At 62.3% G+C, this 18,212-nt stretch carries 16 protein-coding genes; 8 read left to right on the forward strand and 8 right to left on the reverse strand.

The genetic code is table 11. The annotated features are described in order from the left end of the window. Positions 1-209: 209 nt before the first annotated feature. From glpE to NTD80_RS14305, 7 genes are all read right to left on the reverse strand, one after another. Positions 210-539 (reverse strand): thiosulfate sulfurtransferase GlpE, encoded by a 330-nt coding sequence (gene glpE / locus NTD80_RS14275; RefSeq protein WP_065904641.1) that lies wholly within the window; start codon positions 537-539, stop codon positions 210-212. A gap of 29 nt (positions 540-568) precedes the next feature. Further along, a complete protein-coding gene (locus NTD80_RS14280) occupies positions 569-1,420 on the reverse strand; it encodes a symmetrical bis(5'-nucleosyl)-tetraphosphatase (RefSeq protein ID WP_201145997.1) in 852 nt (283 codons plus the stop codon). Then, positions 1,420-1,800: a Co2+/Mg2+ efflux protein ApaG gene (gene apaG / locus NTD80_RS14285; protein ID WP_065904636.1), complete on the reverse strand. Its 381-nt coding sequence runs from the start codon at positions 1,798-1,800 to the stop codon at positions 1,420-1,422. Before apaG ends, NTD80_RS14280 begins: the two co-directional genes overlap by 1 nt. A 174-nt stretch (positions 1,801-1,974) precedes the next feature. Next, positions 1,975-2,787 (reverse strand): 16S rRNA (adenine(1518)-N(6)/adenine(1519)-N(6))-dimethyltransferase RsmA, encoded by an 813-nt coding sequence (rsmA, locus tag NTD80_RS14290; RefSeq protein WP_262134085.1) that lies wholly within the window; start codon positions 2,785-2,787, stop codon positions 1,975-1,977. Further along, entirely contained in the window at positions 2,784-3,773 is a 990-nt protein-coding gene (gene pdxA, locus NTD80_RS14295; RefSeq protein ID WP_065904632.1) for a 4-hydroxythreonine-4-phosphate dehydrogenase PdxA, read from the reverse strand. The genes rsmA and pdxA overlap by 4 nt, the downstream gene beginning before the upstream one ends. Beyond that, positions 3,770-5,110 (reverse strand): peptidylprolyl isomerase, encoded by a 1,341-nt coding sequence (locus NTD80_RS14300; protein WP_065904630.1) that lies wholly within the window; start codon positions 5,108-5,110, stop codon positions 3,770-3,772. The genes pdxA and NTD80_RS14300 overlap by 4 nt, the downstream gene beginning before the upstream one ends. Continuing rightward, the gene (locus NTD80_RS14305; RefSeq protein ID WP_065904625.1) at positions 5,085-7,895 is read right to left on the reverse strand and encodes an LPS-assembly protein LptD; all 2,811 of its coding nucleotides are present in this window, start codon (positions 7,893-7,895) and stop codon (positions 5,085-5,087) included. Before NTD80_RS14305 ends, NTD80_RS14300 begins: the two co-directional genes overlap by 26 nt. A 130-nt stretch (positions 7,896-8,025) precedes the next feature. On the opposite strand from NTD80_RS14305, the gene NTD80_RS14310 reads away from it, so the two are divergent. The 3 genes from NTD80_RS14310 to NTD80_RS14320 are packed head-to-tail and all read left to right on the forward strand — an operon-like array spanning position 8,026 to position 10,491. Further along, positions 8,026-9,051 (forward strand): aminoglycoside phosphotransferase family protein, encoded by a 1,026-nt coding sequence (locus NTD80_RS14310; RefSeq protein WP_262134086.1) that lies wholly within the window; start codon positions 8,026-8,028, stop codon positions 9,049-9,051. Next, on the forward strand, positions 9,048-9,722 hold the full coding sequence (gene murU / locus NTD80_RS14315) for an N-acetylmuramate alpha-1-phosphate uridylyltransferase MurU (protein WP_262134087.1): 675 nt from the start codon (positions 9,048-9,050) through the stop codon (positions 9,720-9,722). Before NTD80_RS14310 ends, murU begins: the two co-directional genes overlap by 4 nt. A gap of 1 nt (position 9,723) precedes the next feature. After that, positions 9,724-10,491, forward strand: coding sequence for a TerB family tellurite resistance protein (locus NTD80_RS14320; protein WP_106802477.1), 768 nt, complete (start codon positions 9,724-9,726; stop codon positions 10,489-10,491). Positions 10,492-10,578: 87 nt separating this feature from the next. Here NTD80_RS14320 and NTD80_RS14325 read toward each other — a convergent pair whose 3' ends face one another. Then, complete coding sequence (locus NTD80_RS14325; protein WP_262134088.1) at positions 10,579-11,553, reverse strand: alpha/beta hydrolase family protein; 975 nt, start codon at positions 11,551-11,553, stop codon at positions 10,579-10,581. Between the two features lie 77 nt (positions 11,554-11,630). On the opposite strand from NTD80_RS14325, the gene NTD80_RS14330 reads away from it, so the two are divergent. The 5 genes from NTD80_RS14330 (at position 11,631) to NTD80_RS14350 (ending at position 18,206) form a co-directional block, all read left to right on the forward strand. Continuing rightward, a complete protein-coding gene (locus NTD80_RS14330; RefSeq protein ID WP_262134089.1) occupies positions 11,631-13,625 on the forward strand; it encodes a histidine kinase in 1,995 nt (664 codons plus the stop codon). An 18-nt stretch (positions 13,626-13,643) separates the two neighbouring features. Continuing rightward, positions 13,644-14,273, forward strand: a complete 630-nt coding sequence (locus NTD80_RS14335) for a response regulator transcription factor (RefSeq protein ID WP_065904613.1) — start codon at positions 13,644-13,646, stop codon at positions 14,271-14,273. 306 nt (positions 14,274-14,579) lie between these two features. Further along, positions 14,580-15,692, forward strand: a complete 1,113-nt coding sequence (locus NTD80_RS14340) for an ABC transporter ATP-binding protein (protein WP_065904611.1) — start codon at positions 14,580-14,582, stop codon at positions 15,690-15,692. Between the two features lie 43 nt (positions 15,693-15,735). Beyond that, complete coding sequence (locus tag NTD80_RS14345; RefSeq protein WP_106802479.1) at positions 15,736-16,776, forward strand: ABC transporter substrate-binding protein; 1,041 nt, start codon at positions 15,736-15,738, stop codon at positions 16,774-16,776. A gap of 197 nt (positions 16,777-16,973) precedes the next feature. After that, positions 16,974-18,206 (forward strand): ABC transporter permease, encoded by a 1,233-nt coding sequence (locus NTD80_RS14350; protein ID WP_262134090.1) that lies wholly within the window; start codon positions 16,974-16,976, stop codon positions 18,204-18,206. Positions 18,207-18,212: the final 6 nt, after the last annotated feature.

An 18,212-nucleotide genomic window follows, 5' to 3' on the forward strand; every position in this document is an offset into this window, starting at 1 on the left:
AATGGCCGTTTTCCCCCCAGAACACCCTGAAACGCTACCGATGACCCGCACGCCGGTGTACCGGCTCTCCCCTGATTCGGATGGCCTGCGCTTAAGGATAGTTCGGAATCGGAGAGGTCAAGGCGCGATGCGCAATTAGTTTGGCTGCGCCGTTCGTCAGAAGCGGCGCGAGCCCAAGCGTCACGCGGGGTAGCGGGGTGTGAAAAAAATTATTGCGAATCCCCTGAAGCAATTTCTGCAGGATACGTCGTACGCCACAGCTCAAAGCCACCGTCCAGGCTGTAGACGTCAGAGAAGCCCTGGCTGACCAGATAGGCGGCCGCGCTCTGGCTGGAGTTGCCGTGGTAGCAGGCCACGATCAGCGGCGCGTCGAGGTCGGCGGCACGGATGAAATCGGCGATGTTGACGTTGTCCAGGTGCTGGGCACCGGTGATGTGACCTGCCACATACGTCGGCTGGTCACGGATGTCGACCACCACGGCACCTTGCTCGCGCAGGGCCTGGGCTTGTTCGGGAGGGATACGTTTGAATTCGCTCATGGCGGGCTCCTTGGGCATGGCGGCTGCGTCTAGCGCTTGGCGGCAGCCGGCAGTGTAACGGGAAGGGTGGATTGACACTGGCAGCCGTGGCGCTCACCGGTGTCGATGTTCATCAGGGTCATGGTGCCGCCCCACACACAGCCGGTGTCGAGGGCGAACACGCCGGGCTCGTCGCATTTACCCTCAAGGGCCGCCCAGTGACCGAAGACGATCTGCGTGTCGCGGGTCTTGCGCTCTTTATGGGCGAACCAGGGCTTGTAGCCGGGCAGCGCGGTGTCGGCGCCTTCCTTGCTCTTGAGGTCCAGCTTGCCCTCGGCGGTGCAGAAGCGCATGCGGGTGAAGTAGTTGGTGATGACCCGCAGGCGGGTCACGCCGGTAAGGTCGTTGTCCCACTTCACTGGCTCATTGCCGTACATGCCGTCGAGGTAGGTGGTGTAGAGGGTGTCATCAGCCAGCGCGGTCTCGACTTCGGCGGCGCACTTGAGGGCTTTCTTCAACGTCCACTGCGGCGGGATGCCAGCATGCACCATGGCCATGTTGCGGCCTTCGTCGTAATGCATGAGTTTTTGCCGACGCAGCCAGTCGAGCAATTCGGCCCGATCCGGGGCTTCGAGGATTTCGCGCAGGGTGTCGCCCTTTTTCAGGCGTTCGATGTTATTGCCGGCCGCCAGCAAGTGCAGATCGTGGTTGCCGAGTACGCACACCAGCGAGTCGCGCAGGCTATAGAGGTAGCGCAGCGTCTCCAGCGATTGCGGGCCACGATTGACCAGGTCACCCACCAGCCACAGGCGATCGTGCGACGGGTCGAAGGCGACGCGTTCGAGCAGGCACTTGAGGGGCTCCAGGCAGCCTTGCAGGTCACCGACCGCGTACGTCGCCATCAGTGCAGGGCTCCCGGCACGGCGAGGCGAAAGGGCGCAATAACGGCGTCGAACAGTTGGCCGTCGGTGGCTTTCATCTGATAGGAGCCTTGCATGGTGCCGACCTTGGAGGTCATCACCGTGCCGCTGCTGTAGGTGTGGCTGGCGCCAATGTCGATCAACGGTTGCTGGCCGACCACCCCGGCGCCGCGCACTTCCTCGACCTGGCCGTCACCGTCGGTGATCACCCAGTGGCGTGACAGCAGCTTGGCCGGCACCAGCCCGTTGTTTTTCACCGTGATGGTGTAGGCAAAGGCGAAGCGGTTCTGTTCAGGTTGCGATTGGTCCGCCAGGAAGCGGGTGACGACGCTGACGTCGATCTGGTAGCGAGGATCGGACATGCAAGAGGCCTTAAAAGCAAAAGCGGAGGACAGCAGATGCGGATCAGTCTAGGCCAATAGGTGGGCACTAGGCCAGACATGCCGTCTGGCCAGTGGGCACGCCCTTGTCAGAGCCGGCATGTTGGCGATAGCGAGGTTGAGTGCGCCATCGCCGGCAAGCCGGCTGCTACGGGGTTATTCGACGGCGGGGGCGGGCTGAATGGCAAGCTGGTCCGCCAGGCGCACGAACGCCGCCAGATCCAGTTGCTCGGGGCGCAGGCTACCGTCGACGCCGGCGGCTTCGATTTCGGCGTTGCTCAGCAGCGCCTTGAGCGTGTTGCGCAGGGTCTTGCGGCGTTGGTTGAACGCTTCGCGCACCACGCGCTCGAGCAGCTTGTGATCCTTGGCCGGGTGCGGCAGCACGGCGTGCGGCACCAGGCGCACGATGGCTGAGTCAACCTTCGGCGGTGGATTGAACGCACCTGGGCCGACGTTGAACAGATGTTCCACGCGGCAGTGGTACTGGACCATGATCGACAGGCGGCCCCAATCACCACCACCAGGCCCTGCAGCCAGGCGTTCGACCACTTCTTTTTGCAGCATGAAGTGCATGTCGCGGATGATCCCGGCGTTGTTCAGCAGGTGGAAAATCAGCGGTGTGGAGATGTTGTACGGCAGGTTGCCGACTACGCGCAGGCTGTTGGGCGCGGCATTGAGGGTGTTGAAGTCGAACTTCAGTGCGTCGCCCTGGTGCAGATTGAAGTTGGACTTGCCGGCGAACTGCTGGTTGAGGATCGGGATCAGGTCCTTGTCCAGCTCCACCACGTCCAGTTGGCCGCCGCTGGCCAACAGGCCTTGGGTCAGTGCGCCCTGGCCCGGGCCGATTTCCAGCAGGCGGTCTTCGGGCTTGGCATGGATGGAGCGCAGGATGCGGTCGATCACGCCAGCGTCGTGCAGGAAGTTTTGCCCGAAGCGCTTGCGCGCCCGGTGTTGGTAATGCTCAGTCATATACGGGTCTCGGCCATCTGATAGGCGGTTTCCAGGGCCACGTGTAGGCTGCCGGTATCGATCTTGCCGCTGCCTGCCAGGTCCAGGGCGGTGCCATGGTCGACGGAGGTGCGGATGATCGGCAGGCCCAGTGTCACGTTGACTGCGGCGCCGAAGCCTTTGTATTTCAGCACGGGCAGCCCCTGGTCATGGTACATCGCCAGCACTGCATCGCAGTGCTCCAGATATTTGGGGGTAAACAGAGTGTCTGCAGGCAACGGGCCGCGCAGGTCCATGCCTTCTTGGCGCAGACGCTCCAGGGTTGGTTCGATGATGTCGATTTCTTCATGGCCCAAATGGCCGCCTTCGCCGGCGTGGGGGTTGAGCCCGCAGACCAGGATGCGCGGTTGGGCAATGCCGAATTTATGTTGCAGGTCGGCGTGCAGGATGCGTGTTACGCGTTCGACACGTTCAACGGTGATGGCGTCGGCGATCTCGCGCAGTGGCAGGTGCGTGGTCACCAGGGCGACCCGCAGGCCGCGCGTGGCCAGCATCATCACGACTTGTTCGGTGTGCGTCAGCTCGGCAAGGAATTCGGTGTGGCCGGAAAAGGCGATACCGGATTCGTTGATCACGCCCTTGTGCACCGGCGCGGTGATCATGCCGGCGAAGTCGCCGTCGATGCAGCCCTGGCCAGCACGTGTCAGGGTTTGCAGGACAAAGGCCGCATTGGCCTTGTTCAGCTGCCCGGCCACAACCTTGGCTGCAAGCGGGGTGTCCCACACGTACAGGCTGCCGGCAGGAGCAGGCAGGTCAGGCCAGTTGCCCGGCGCCACGTCCAGCAGATTGACAGCCACACCCAGCTGCGCGGCCCGCTCAAGGAGCAGGTCACGGCTGGTAATGGCAATCAGGGGGTGTGGCTGGGGTTGCGAGGCGAGCAGCAGGCACAGGTCTGGACCAATGCCGGCCGGCTCGCCGGGTGTCACCGCGAAACGCTGGGGTTTCACTGGGCTGCCTGGTCGGTGCCTGTTTGCTCGGCGCCTGGCAGCTTGTTCTCTACATAAGCTTCGTCACGGATCTGACGCAGCCAGGTTTGCAGCTCTTCGTCGTATTTGCGGTTACGCAGTACGTTCAGTGCTTGTTGCTCGCGGGCCTGACTGGTGTTGTCGGTGGCGCGACGGCCAAGGACTTCCAGTACGTGCCAGCCATATTGGGTCTTGAACGGCTTGGACAGCACGCCTTGTGGCGTTTCGGCCATCACCTGCTGGAACTCCGGCACCAGGGCCTTCGGGTCGATCCAGTTCAAGTCGCCGCCGTTGAGGGCAGAACCCGGGTCTTCCGAGAAGCTCTTGGCCAGGGTGGCGAAGTCTTCACCGCTTTCGATGCGGTCATAGATCTTCTGGGCCAGTTCCTTGGTTTGCGCTTCGCTGCGGATTTCACTTGGTTTGACCAGGATATGACGAACATGCACTTCGTCTTTCAGCGAGGTCTCGCCGCCACGTTTTTCCAGGAGCTTGAGGATGATGAAGCCACCCGGCGTGCGTGCAGGCTGGGTGATGCCACCGACTTCCATCGCGCTCAGCTCGCGGTCGAACGGAGGTGGCAATTGAGCAGCTTTACGCCAGCCCATATCACCGCCTTCGAGGGCGTTGTCGCTGCCCGACTGGGCGATCGCCATTTGGGCGAAGTCGGCACCGGCCTTCAGGCGATCATAGATAGCCTGGGTCTTGGCCGCGGCGGCATTCAACTGCTCGGATGTGGCGCTGTCAGGCGTGGCGATCAGGATGTTGGCCAGGTGCAGCTCTTCGGACAGCTGCATCTTGCCCAGGTCAGACGCCAGGAAGTTCTTCACTTCCTGCTCGGACACCTGAACGCGTTCGGCCACACGACGCTGGCGCACACGGCTGATGATCATTTCACGACGGATCTGGTCACGGGCGTCCTCATAGGACAAACCATCGTGGGCCAGGGCCGCGCGGAACTGGTCAATGCTCATGTTGTTGCGCTGGGCAATGGTGCCCACGGCCTGGTTCAGTTCTTCATCCGAAATACGGATGCCGGAACGGTCGCCGATCTGCAGTTGCAGGTTCTCGACGATCAGGCGCTCAAGCACCTGCTGGTCCAGGACGCTGGTAGGCGGCACGCCACCGCCACGCTTGGCGATGGTTTGCTGGACTTCCTTGACGCGCTGGTCCAGTTGGCTCTGCATGATCACGTCGTTATCGACGATGGCCACTACTTTATCCAGTTCTTGAACCGCAGCGTGAGCCGATGCGGTACCCAGGAACAGCGCGCCCAGCACTAGCGGGCGCAGACAATCAGAAAGCTTGGTCTTCACGTTCACGATAACCTTCAATGCCTTTGTCGAGGAAGCTCTCTACCTTGGCGCCGGTCAGGCCGCCGAGTCCTTTGAGGACGATTTGCAGGAAGAGCCCGTGGTCACCCTTTTCGTTAAGCGGGGCGATCTGGCTGTATTCGTCGTTGGAAACCCAGTAACGGTTGATCAAGCGCAGTTTCCAGCAGCAGTTGTCGTACTCGAAACCACCGAAGGCTTCCAGGGTACGGTTGCGAGCGTAGTCATACTGCCAGCGGGTGATCAGGTTCCACTGTGGAATGATCGGCCACATCATCGAGAAGTCGTGTTGCTGGATTTTGTAGTAATCCTTCACGAAGTTCGGATCGCCTGGCTGGCCATAGTCACCACCGAACTGCCATTTGCCGGTCAGCTGGTTGTAGACGACCTGGTCGTTACGATAGCGATAGCCGACATTGATGATCTTGTTCGGGTTGTCTTCCGGCTGGTAGTGGAGCATCGCGCTGCCGGAACGAGGACTGTGATTCTCGGTGTCCCAGTTGTAGTCGGCAGTGGCGCGCCAGTCGCGGTTGAAGCGGAACTCGTAGTCCAGGGCGATTGGCGAGACATCGGACTGTGCATCGGCACGGTCGGAAGCCAGGATGCCCGGCAGTTGCACTTCACGATCCTTGAAGTACAGCGCCTGGCCCACGGATACGCGCTGACGCTCGAAGCCGTTGTCTTCGATCCAGCGGCTGGTCAAGCCCAGGGACAGCTTGTTCTCGTCGCCGATACGGTCGGAGCCGCTGAAGCGGTTGTCGCGGAACAGCGACGCGTAGCTGAACGAGTACTCGCTGGTGTCAAACACCGGGATATCGCTCTGGTCCTTGTTCGGTACGTATAGGTAGAACGCACGCGGCTCAAGGGTCTGGCGATAGTCTTTGCCGAACCAGTTGGTGTTGCGATCGAAGTACAGGCCGCTGTCGATGCTGGCCACCGGAAGCGCACGGTCCTGGGAGCTCTTGAAGGTGCCGCCCGCGTACGGGTTGGCAGCGGTGGCTGCAGCCTGATCAGCAACGATCTGGTTCTTGCCGATGTTGTCCAGGTCCAGGTCGTACTTGGTGTAGACGTACTTGAGCTTCGGCGTCACGAAGCCGTAGGTCCAGTTCATCGGGTATTCGACAGCTGGCGCTACGTTCAGGCGAGTACCGTTTGCACGGGTCAGGCCACGAACATAGGTGTCCAGGCGCGGTTCAATCTCGCCGTTTTCGTTGGTGAAGCTACCGTTTTCCAGGTCGCGGTCGAAGCGGACGGCTTCGGTCTCGTAGCTGAAGTTCAAGCCACCTGGATGGTACGGCAGGGTACCGTTGAAGGTGATCTGCGGCAGGCGGTCATACGGGGTGACCTGGGAAATCGTGGCCAGCTGGTAGGCCTGCAGGTTCAGACGTGCCTGGAAGGTGTCGCCGCGATAAGTGACGGAACCCTGCTGGTTGACGTAGTCCTGGCTCTCGACACCTTCCTGGTAGGACTTGAGGTCCTGGAAGTAGTAAGGGTCGCTGATCGTGGTGTAGTCGACCTGGGTCAGTACACGCGAATCCAGCCCGCCCTTGTGTTGCCAGTTGAGCATGTAGCGGGTTTTTTCGTAATCGGTCTGGCGCTTGCGTTCGTCGTTGTCGTCGTTCAGGTACGCGCCGCCGACCTGGCCTTCGCTGGACTTGGTGAGGTAGCGGAACTCGCCTTCCATCATCAGGCCGCGCTTGGTCATGTATTGCGGGTACAACGTGGCGTCATAGTTGGGCGCCAGGTTGAAGTAGTACGGCGTTACCAAGGTAAAGCCGGTTTCGCTGCCGCTGCTGAAGCTTGGTGGCAGGAAGCCGGATTGACGACGGTCGTCGATCGGGAAATAGATGTACGGGGTGTACAGGATCGGAATGTTCTTGACCCGCAACGTCGCGTTGGTAGCCGTACCGAAACCGGTGGCCGGGTTCAACGTGATGTTGTTGCCCTTGAGCTGCCAGGCGTTGCTGTCTGGCTCGCACGTGGTGTACGTACCGTCCTTGAGACGGATGATCGCGTTTTCGGCACGCTTGGCGTACAGCGCGTTGCCGCGGATGCGCGACTTGTGCAGCACGTACTCGGCGTTGTCGATCTGCGCCGCGCCGGTGTCCAGCTGGACCTCGGCGTGGTCGCCGACGATCAGGGCACCGTTGTCGCGCATGCGCACATTGCCGTTCAGCTCGCCGCGGTTTTCAGCCTGGTACAGGCTGGCTTCCTCGGACTCCAGCTGCATGCTGCCCTGGCGCATGACGACGTCACCGGCCAGGGTTGCGACCTGTTGTTCCTGCTCGTAGCGAGAGGCCTTGGCACCGATGAAGGTGGGTGCATCGCTCTTGTTCGTCTTGTCGTTCATGCCAGGACGAATCGGCTCGATGTAAGCACCGCCGCAGTAAGGACCGGTTTCGGCCAACTGGGCTGCGGTCAGCTTGTCGCGCGGTACCCAGTCCAGGTGGCTGTAGTCGGCGCTGCGCGAACGCAGGCCACGGCCCTTGGCTTCGGTAACCAGTGCGGTCTTAGGCTCGGCATCGGCTTTGCCACCGGTATCGGCCTGAGCCGTACTGTTGGCCGAGCTGACGGCAGCGCCGTCATGCACCGGGCGCGGTGGTAGAGGGGCAGCGGCGGTTTTCGGCGCGCAATCCCAGGCACCCGAAGCAGAGACTGAGCAGTCATACTGTTCCGCGGCGACCACGAATGAGGTGGCGAAGGGTTGCATGGCCAGCAGACTGCCGGTTACCAGCAACGGAAATTTTCTACGAAACGCGGGGGATTTCAATGCCATCTTATTAGTCCGGGCTTCCTGCGTGCCATCTGCCCGCGGTGTGGGCCGCACGCCTCTCGATGGTCTGAAAAAGATGCGTGATAATAAAGCATGACCCGCTTGACGGCTAGCGCCGTCGGAGACCCTTGTAATGCCCGAGCAAGATCTACGTTTACAACAGCTGGAAGTCTGGCTGGATGAGCAGTTGCCGATCCTTTTCAACGCTCAAAGCTGGGGTGCCGTACCCCCGGCCACATTGACCGCGGCCAGCAGCGACGCGAGTTTCAGGCGGTATTTCCGGTGGGAAGGGGGTGGTCGCACGTTCGTCGTGATGGACGCTCCACCCCCCCAGGAAAACTGCAAACCTTTCGTCGATATCGCTCATTTGCTCGCGAAGTCCGGCATAAATGTTCCAAAAATTTATGCAGAAGATTTGTCGCGAGGCTTTCTTTTACTCAATGACCTGGGCAGAAAAACCTACCTGGACGTCATTGACGAGCAAAACGCCGATCGATTGTTCGCCGATGCCATCGATGCATTGCTGGCCTTTCAGCAGTTGCCGATGGATGCGCCGTTGCCCAGCTACGATGTCGCCTTGCTGCGCCGCGAGCTGGAATTGTTTCCGGAGTGGTACGTGCGCAGGCACCTGGGTATCGAGTTCGATACACAGCAGCAAGCGCTCTGGCAGCGTGTCAGTGATCGGCTGATCGACAGCGCCCTGGCGCAGCCCAAAGTGTTGGTGCACCGCGACTATATGCCACGCAACCTGATGATCAGCGAGCCGAACCCCGGCGTGCTGGATTTCCAGGACGCGGTCTACGGCCCGGTCACCTACGACATCACCTGCCTGTTCAAGGATGCTTTCCTCAGTTGGCCCCAGGCCCGCGTACGGGAATGGCAACGCGGCTATTGGCAGCGCGCGGGGCAGGCCGGCATTGCGGTGCAGGCGGATTTCGACGAGTTCCTGCGCGCCAGCGACCTGATGGGCGTCCAGCGTCACCTCAAGGTTATCGGCATCTTCGCGCGCATTTGCCATCGCGACGGCAAGCCCCGCTACCTGGCCGACGTGCCGCGCTTCTTTGCTTATATAGAAGCAGTGCTAGCCGAACGTGCCGAGTTGAGCGAACTGGCTGAGTTGCTGACCAGCCTGCGCCAGCCCGCCGAGGCCAGCGTATGAAGGCGATGATCCTGGCGGCGGGCAAAGGCGAGCGCATGCGCCCGCTCACCTTGCACACGCCCAAGCCGCTGGTGCAGGCCGGTGGCAAGCGCCTGATCGAGTATCACCTGGAGGCGCTGGCCAAGGCCGGCTTCACCGATATCGTGATCAACCATGCCTGGCTGGGCCAGCAGATCGAAAGCTACCTGGGCGACGGCGCACAATTTGGCTTGCGCATCCGCTACTCCCCGGAAGGCGAGCCGCTGGAAACCGGCGGCGGGATTTTCCAGGCTTTGCCGCTGCTGGGGGATGAGCCCTTCCTGGTGGTCAATGGGGATATCTGGACCGACTACGACTTCACCCGGCTGCGCCAACCGCTGCAGGGCCTGGCGCATCTGGTGATGGTCGACAACCCGGCGCATCACCCCTCGGGCGGTGATTTCTACCTTGATCAAGGCGTGCTTCATGATGCGGCGTCCGGTGCCGATAACCTGACCTTCAGTGGCATTTCAGTGCTCGACCCGAAATTGTTCGCGGGTTGCAGTGCCGGTGCCTTCAAGCTGGCGCCGCTGCTGCGCGCGGCGATGGCCAAAGGTTTGGTGACGGGGGAACACATGGAGGGACGCTGGATTGATGTCGGCACGCTGGAGCGCCTGGCGCAAGTCGAAACCCTGCTGACAGCGGGGCAGTAGCATGTTGTGGCCAGGGACGCTGATCGGCGCCGGGGCTGGCTTTGCCATTGCCAGCATTCCGGGGGCCTTGTTGGGTGCGCTGTTGGGGCAGGCGCTGGACCGCCGCCTGCAACTGCAAAGCTGGGCACAGTTGCGTGAGCGCCTGGGCGGGCGCCCGGCGTTGCGCAATGATGAATTATTGTTCGTGCTGCTGGGGCGCCTGGCCAAGAGCAATGGTCGCGTGGTGGACGGGCATATCCAGCAGGCGCGCCAGGAGATGCGTTCGCTGGACATGACCGACTCGGCCCAGCGCCGGGCGATCGCGGCGTTCAATCGCGGCAAATCCGGGTCTGACCGTGTGCGCACCTACCTGCGTGTGCTCAAGGCTCAGCCGCATGCGGCCGAAGGTGTGTTGCGTGCGTGCTGGCGGATGGTCTGGGCGGACGGCCGGGCGGATGACGCCGAGCGTGACCTGATCGACCTGTGGGGCAAGTGGCTGGGCTGGACGCCGCAGCAACTGCAGGCACTGGCCGCGGACTACACGCCGGAGCGCAAGCCGTTGGTCAATCGCGGTGGCAGTTATCAGGACGCGCTGCGTTTGCTTGGCGTGACCTCCACCAGCGAGCCGTCGGTGATCAAGCGCGCCTACCGCCGCCTGCTCAGTCGCCACCACCCGGACAAGATTGCCGGCAGTGGCGCAACCCCCGCGCAAGTGCGTGAGGCCACCGAGCGCACCCGCGAATTGCACAGCGCCTATGCGTTGATTCGCGAGCGCCGGGATTTCCGTTAAGTCACGCGATGTGAGTGTGACAACCCTATTGTGAGAGCGAGCAAGCCTGCTCCCACAGGAGGTCTGCGGCTTTCCTGAAAGTCGGGGTTAGTCGCTGCTTGCCTGCGGGCTCAGCCAGCCGCGAATCCGCCGATACAACTGCTCCTGCTCGGCCGCGCTGTTGCCGGGCAGGGTCTTCAATGTCACTTGCTTATACCCTTCATTCTTCAAGCGCTTGGCCGCCTGCGCACGGGCCAGGGCGTTTTTGCGTGCCTGGGCGGTGTCTTGATAGAAGACATCGGCGGTCGGCAGTTTCAGGCCGGGAGCCAACTGCTCGACGTCCGGTTGGCGACCGGTGGGCGTCTGCGCCGCGACCATGACAAATTTCTGTACCTGGGACGGCTGCTTCTCGCTCAAGTAACGCGCGGCCCACCAGGCCCCGGTGCCATGACCGACCAGCGCCACACTGCGTGCGCCCTGGGCCTGGGCGAAGGCCACGGCGGCATCGATGCGCGCGAAGATGCGTGAGGCGTCGGTCTTGTCTTGCTCGTCGGCGCCGGGTACCACGGCCGGGTCAGTGCCTTCGGCTTCGGCACTGGCGGCCTGTTCGATGGGTTTGTCGGCGGTGCTCGCGTCTTTGCTGCTGGTGTCGACAGTGGCCTTGGACGCCTCCATGACGCGCGGCGGCAGCGTGTCCATGCTGGTGTCCGGCAACGACAGGCTGAGACTGCCCCATCCGGCATCCGGAAACTTGCGCCGCAACGGGCCGATTGCTTGCGGCCAGTCAGCATTTTCGCCGGCGCCCGGTACGATAATCACCACGCCTTCGGGTTCGGCGCTGTTGGCCGGTTTCCACAGGGCGAGGAATGAGTCGCTGCCGGCCTGCAACTGTTGCTGTTCCTGTTGCGGGATTTTTCGCTCAAGGGCACTGGCTTCTTCCTGGCTGCGCTCGGGCAAGGGCAGGCGTTCGACCGGTTTTTCCGCCGCGGGCGCGGGTGCATCGGCCGCCTGTACGGAAAAGGCACTGGTAAAGAGAAGCGACAGGCACAATGCTGGCAGTGCCGAACGGTGGAGAAAGGGCATCGTTAATTCCCGGCCAGAAGTGATTCCAGCAGCCTAATGGGTTGGTCAGTATTTGTCAGTGATGTGAGACGTGGATCATGGGTTTTCGCTGTCTGCTGGTTATCGGCTGTTTATGCTTTGCCTTGATGGCGAACGCCGCCCCTGCGCCCGCGGCCCCACAAGCGCAGCTGAATGCGGCCCAACGCGAATGGCTGGCCCGGCACCCGGAGTTGCGGGTGGGCCTGGTGTTGCAGGCGCCGTACGCACAATACGACCGCCGCCTGCAGCGGTTGTCCGGGGCCAATGTCGAGCTGATGCAATGGCTGGCCAAGGCGCTGAATATCGAACTGACCTGGCGCAACTTCCCCAGCCAGGAGCAGTTGGAGGCGGCCCTCGGCGATGGCGAAGTGGACATCGCCCCCGGCCTGCAACAGACCCCGGCCGGTTTGCGCCTGTGGCTGTTCACCGATCCCTATATGCGCGTGCCGCAACACATCGTGGGCGTCCGTGACGGTGGCGGGGCGGTCGAACTGGAAAAGCTCGACGAGCAATCGCGTGTCGCGGTGCGCATGCCCAGTGCCGTGGCCGATTACCTGCGCGGTACGTATCCCGGCCTCAATCTGCAAGGTGTGCCCATGGAGCGCCAGGCCCTGCAGTTGCTCGTCAGCCAACAGGCCCGGTATGCCGTAGTGGATGAAGCGCAGTTGAGCCGCTTGTCCGGCGAGGCCGAGTTCGCCGGGCTGGCGGTGGTGGGCGATATCGGCCTGCCGCAGTTGCTGCGAGTGGCCACGCGCCGGGATTGGCCGGAGCTGGCCGGCATCATGCAAAGCGCTTTGCGCGCCATCCCCGCCCGTGACCTGGACCAACTGCACAACCGCTGGCTGCAGCCCAAATACCCACGCATGACGGAATCCCCGGGCCTGTGGCAAAACCTCAGCCTGTTTTTGGGGCTGCTCCTGCTCGCCAGCCTGGCCATTGTGTTCTGGCAGCGCCGCCAGCAACGCGTGCTTGAGCAAGGCCTGCTGGCCGCCCGCGAAGAAAGCGCGGCCCGCGCCGCCGGTGCTGAAGCCTTGCGCTTGACGCAGTTCTCCATCGACCAAAGCACCGTTGGCATCCTGTGGGTCAACTGGGACAGCCACGTGCGCTACGCCAACCGCGCGGCCGAAAACATGCTCGGCTATAACGCCGGCGCCCTGATCGAGCGGCCGCTGGCCGACCTCGATCCTTCCCTGGACATGGACCGTTGGCTCAACCTGTGGAAGCGTGCGCGGGCCAGTGAAGACGGGCCACAGAACTTCGCCACCGATTGCCGGCGCGCCGACGGCAGCATCCTGCCGGCGAACGTGTCCCTGAGTTTTCTGCGGTTTGCCGAAGCTGAATACCTGGTGGTCTACCTCAACGATGTCACTGAACTGCGCCGTACCCTGGCCGCCCTGTTGCAAAGTGAAGCGCAGTTGCGCGAGTTGTCGGCCCACCTGGAAACGGTGCGCGAGGAAGAAAAAGCGCGCATCGCCCGCGAAGTCCACGACGAGCTGGGGCAAATGCTCACGGTGCTCAAGCTGGAAACCTCCATGTGCGAATTGGCCTATGCACAGTTGGACCCAGGCCTGCATGAGCGCCTGAACAGCATGAAGCGCCTGATTGCACAGCTTTTCCAACTGGTGCGGGACGTGGCGACGGCGCTGCGCCCGCCGATCCTGGATGCCGGGATCGCCTCGGCCATCGAGTGGCAGGCGCGGCGCTTTGAAGCGCGCACGCAAATCCCCTGCCTGGTGCAAGTGCCGGAGAACTTGCCGACCCTGAGTGATGCCAAGGCCATTGGCCTGTTCCGGATCCTGCAGGAAGCGCTGACCAATGTGATGCGCCATGCCCAGGCGCATACTGTCGAGCTGACGCTGGTGGTGGAAGGTCCCCACCTGCGGCTGACCATCAGTGATGACGGCGTCGGTTTCGTCCAGGCCAAGGGGCGTCCCGTGTCGTTTGGCCTGGTGGGCATGCGCGAGCGGGTGTTGATCATGTGCGGGCAACTGAGCCTGGACAGCGAGCTGGGGGAGGGCACGACCCTGAGTGTCACGGTGCCGTTGGATGCATAACCCTAAGAGGAAGGCCTTGTGATTCGCGTACTGGTAGCCGAAGACCACACCATCGTTCGAGAAGGCATCAAGCAATTGATCGGCCTGGCCAAAGACCTGCAGGTCGTGGGCGAGGCGAGCAATGGCGAGCAGTTGCTCGAGACCTTGCGCCATGTGCCCTGCGAGGTGGTGTTGCTGGATATCTCGATGCCTGGCGTCAACGGTTTGGAGGCGATTGCGCGGATACGCGCGTTGAGCAATCCGCCGGCGATCCTGGTGCTGTCCATGCACGATGAAGCACAGATGGCCGCCCGCGCCCTGAAGGTCGGCGCTGCCGGTTACGCAACCAAGGACAGCGACCCGGCGCTGTTGCTCACGGCGATCCGCAAGGTGGCGGCCGGTGGGCGCTACATCGACCCGGACCTGGCGGATCGCATGGTTTTTGAGGTCGGCCTGACGGACGCCCGTCCGCTGCATTCGCTGCTGTCGGAGCGGGAGTTCTCGGTGTTCGAGCGCCTGGCCCAGGGCGCCAATGTCAATGACATCGCACAGCAGCTGGCGCTGAGCAGCAAGACCATCAGCACCCACAAGGCGCGGCTGATGCAGAAGCTCAATATCACTTCATTGGCGGAACTGGTGAAGTACGCCATGGAGCACAAGCTTTTGTAGGACGCGGGGTGACGTCTATTCCTTGCCGGCGAAGACGATTTTTCGTACGCATCGCCGGCAAGCCGGGCTTCTACAGGGAAGGGGCGTGTCTGTTTGCGACAGGTGTTTCGCAGGTAGATGCCCATTCTTGCCGCTTGCAGCTCGCATCTTGTCGCAGCACTGTCCTGTCCCCGCCATTCGTGTAGGGCGATCCCTACCCCCAACCTTCCATCCGGCTGATGCGATTCTCTCCTGGCCCCCGATTTCCGGGGTCTCGCGGCTGGACTACGCTTGTGCCACGGCAGTCCAAAACACAAAGGTGCGGGTATGAGCGAGGTGGATTCAAATGATGTGCTGGTCAGCTTTCGTGGCGTGCAGAAGAGCTACGACGGCGAGAACCTGATCGTCAAGGACCTCAACCTGGAGATTCGCAAGGGCGAGTTCCTCACCCTGCTCGGGCCGTCCGGGTCGGGCAAGACCACCAGCCTGATGATGCTCGCCGGCTTTGAAACACCGACTGCCGGCGAAATCCAACTGGCCGGCCGCTCCATCAACAACGTGCCGCCGCACAAGCGTGATATCGGCATGGTGTTCCAGAACTACGCGTTGTTCCCGCACATGACCGTCGCCGAGAACCTCGCGTTCCCGCTGTCGGTGCGCGGCTTGAGCAAGACCGACATCAGCGAGCGGGTCAAGCGCGTGCTGAATATGGTCCAGCTCGACGCCTTCGCCCAGCGCTACCCGGCTCAACTCTCCGGCGGCCAGCAACAGCGCGTGGCATTGGCCCGGGCGCTGGTGTTCGAGCCGCAACTGGTGCTGATGGACGAACCCCTCGGCGCCCTCGACAAACAACTGCGTGAACACATGCAGATGGAGATCAAGCACCTGCACCAGCGTCTCGGCGTGACCGTGGTGTATGTGACCCACGACCAGGGCGAAGCCTTGACCATGTCTGACCGGGTAGCGGTGTTCCACCAGGGCGAGATCCAGCAGATTGCCGCGCCGCGCACCCTTTATGAAGAACCGAAGAACACCTTCGTCGCCAACTTCATTGGCGAGAACAATCGCCTCAACGGGCGCCTGCACAGCCATACCGGCGACCGTTGCGTGGTGGAGCTGGCGCGCGGCGAGAAGGTTGAGGCGCTGGCGGTGAACGTCGGCCAGGTCGGCGGCCCGGTGACCCTGTCGGTACGCCCTGAGCGCGTCAGCCTGAATGGTTCCAGCGAGAGCTGCAGCAACCGTTTCTCCGGACGGGTGGCGGAGTTCATCTACCTGGGCGACCACGTGCGTGTGCGCCTGGAAGTCTGCGGCAAGACCGATTTTTTTGTGAAACAACCGATCGCCGAGCTGGACCCAGCGTTGGCGGTTGGCGACGTGGTACCGATTGGCTGGCAAGTCGAGCACGTTCGCGCACTCGACCCACTTCTAGAGGCGAATTGATCGCCCCATGGCTTCACCAACCCTGCACGTGGAGAGAACAACAATGTTGAGATCCCTTAAATATTCGGCCCTGGCGATTGGATTGATGGGCGCGACACAGGCCATGGCAGGCCCGGACCTGACGGTCGTGTCCTTCGGCGGCGCGAACAAGGCGGCTCAGGTCAAGGCCTTCTATGCACCGTGGGAAAGCGCCGGCAACGGCAAGATCGTCGCTGGCGAGTACAACGGCGAAATGGCCAAGGTCAAGGCCATGGTTGACACCAAGAGCGTGTCCTGGGACCTGGTGGAAGTCGAATCCCCGGAACTGTCGCGTGGGTGCGACGAAGACATGTTCGAGCCGCTGGACCCGAAACTGTTCGGCAACGCGGGCGACTACGTGAAGGGCGCGATCCAGCCGTGCGGCGTGGGCTTCTTCGTGTGGTCCACCGTGTTGGCCTACAACGCCGACAAGCTGGCTTCTGCGCCGACCAGTTGGGCAGATTTCTGGGACACCAAGAAATTCCCGGGCAAGCGCGGCCTGCGCAAGGGCGCCAAGTACACCCTGGAATTCGCCTTGATGGCTGATGGGGTTGCACCGAAGGACGTCTACAAAGTGCTGGCCGGCAAGGATGGCCAGGACCGTGCGTTCAAGAAACTCGACGAACTCAAGCCGTCGATCCAGTGGTGGGAAGCCGGTGCACAGCCGCCGCAGTACCTCGCCTCGGGTGACGTGGTGATGAGCTCGGCCTACAACGGTCGCATCGCTGCCGTGCAGAAAGAGAGCAACCTGAAAGTAGTGTGGAACGGCGGCATCTACGACTTCGATGCCTGGGCCATTCCAAAGGGCCTGGCCAAGGATCGCGCGGAAGCGGCGAAGAAATTCATCGCCTTCTCGGTGCAGCCGCAGCAGCAGAAAACCTATTCGGAAAACATCGCCTACGGCCCGGCCAATACCCAAGCCGTACCGTTGCTGGCCAAGGATGTGCTGAAGGATATGCCGACCACGCCAGAGAACATCGCCAACCAGGTGCAGATCGATGTGAGTTTCTGGGCGGATAACGGCGAGCAGTTGGAGCAGCGCTTCAATTCCTGGGCTGCCAAATAACCTGCAACACCGCTGAAACCATGTGCGAACCGGTAAGTGTGGGAGTGGGCTTGCTTGCGAATACGGTGGATCAGTCTCCTCATGGGCTGACTGTCACACCGCATTCGCGAGCCAGCCCGCTCCCACACAAGCCCGCACCCACATGAGATCTGCTGTGTTGGGCAGAGCGCATTCATTTTCAAGTTCCGGAGTTTGCCATGGTTATCGCCATTCCCAGCCCCACCCTCAAGCAGCGCCTGGCGCGTGCCGAGCGGCTCAATCGCTGGAAGGCGCAGGCCTTGATTGCGCCGCTGGTGCTGTTTTTGCTGCTGGTGTTCCTGGTGCCGATTGTTGCGCTGCTTTACAAAAGCGTCGGCAACCCGGAAGTGGTGGGCGGTTTGCCGCGCACCGTGGTCGCGGTGAAGACCTGGGATGGCCGGGGTTTGCCGGGCGAGCCGGTGTATCAGGCCCTCAGCGAGGACCTGGGCGAAGCGCGTAAAAACCAGACCCTGGGCGACCTGTCCAAACGCTTGAACATGGAACTGGCCGGCTATCGCAGCCTGCTGACCAAAACCGCGCGGGCGCTGCCGTTCAGCGACGCACCCGCTTCCTATAAAGAAGCGCTGGAAAGCCTCGATGAACGCTGGGGCGACCCGGCGTACTGGCAGGCGATCCGGCGCAATACCAGCAGCCTCACACCGTATTACCTGCTGGCGGCCGTCGATCATCGCATCGACGACCTCGGCGAAGTCGCCCCGGCCACGCCGGACCAGGCGATCTACCTGGACATCTTCGCCCGCACCTTCTGGATGGGCCTGGTGATCACCTTCGTGTGCCTGCTGCTGGCCTATCCCGTGGCCTACCTGTTAGCCAACCTGCCGGCGCGCAAAAGCAACCTGCTGATGATCCTCGTGCTGCTGCCGTTCTGGACCTCGATCCTGGTGCGGGTGGCGGCGTGGATCGTGTTGCTGCAGTCCGGTGGCCTGATCAATAGCGCGTTGATGGGCCTGGGCCTGGTCGACAAACCGGTGGAGCTGGTGTTCAACCGCACCGGCGTCTACATCTCGATGGTGCACATCCTGCTGCCGTTCATGATCCTGCCGATCTACAGCGTGATGAAGGGCATCTCGCCCACCTATATGCGTGCGGCAATTTCCCTGGGTTGTCACCCATTCGCGAGCTTCTGGCGCGTGTACTTCCCGCAGACCTACGCCGGGGTAGGCGCCGGCTGCCTGCTGGTGTTCATCCTGGCGATTGGTTACTACATCACGCCGGCGCTGCTCGGCAGCCCGAACGACCAGATGGTCAGCTACTTCGTGGCCTTCTACACCAACACGAGCATCAACTGGGGCATGGCGACGGCGCTGGGCGGCTTGCTGCTGCTCGCGACCGTGGTGCTGTACCTGATCTATAACCGGCTGGTGGGCGCCAGTCGCCTGCGCCTGAGCTGAGGAGAC

This window comes from Pseudomonas sp. 13B_2.1_Bac1, assembly GCF_025466155.1.
In the GTDB taxonomy this organism is placed as follows: Bacteria; Pseudomonadota; Gammaproteobacteria; order Pseudomonadales; family Pseudomonadaceae; genus Aquipseudomonas; species Aquipseudomonas aylmerensis.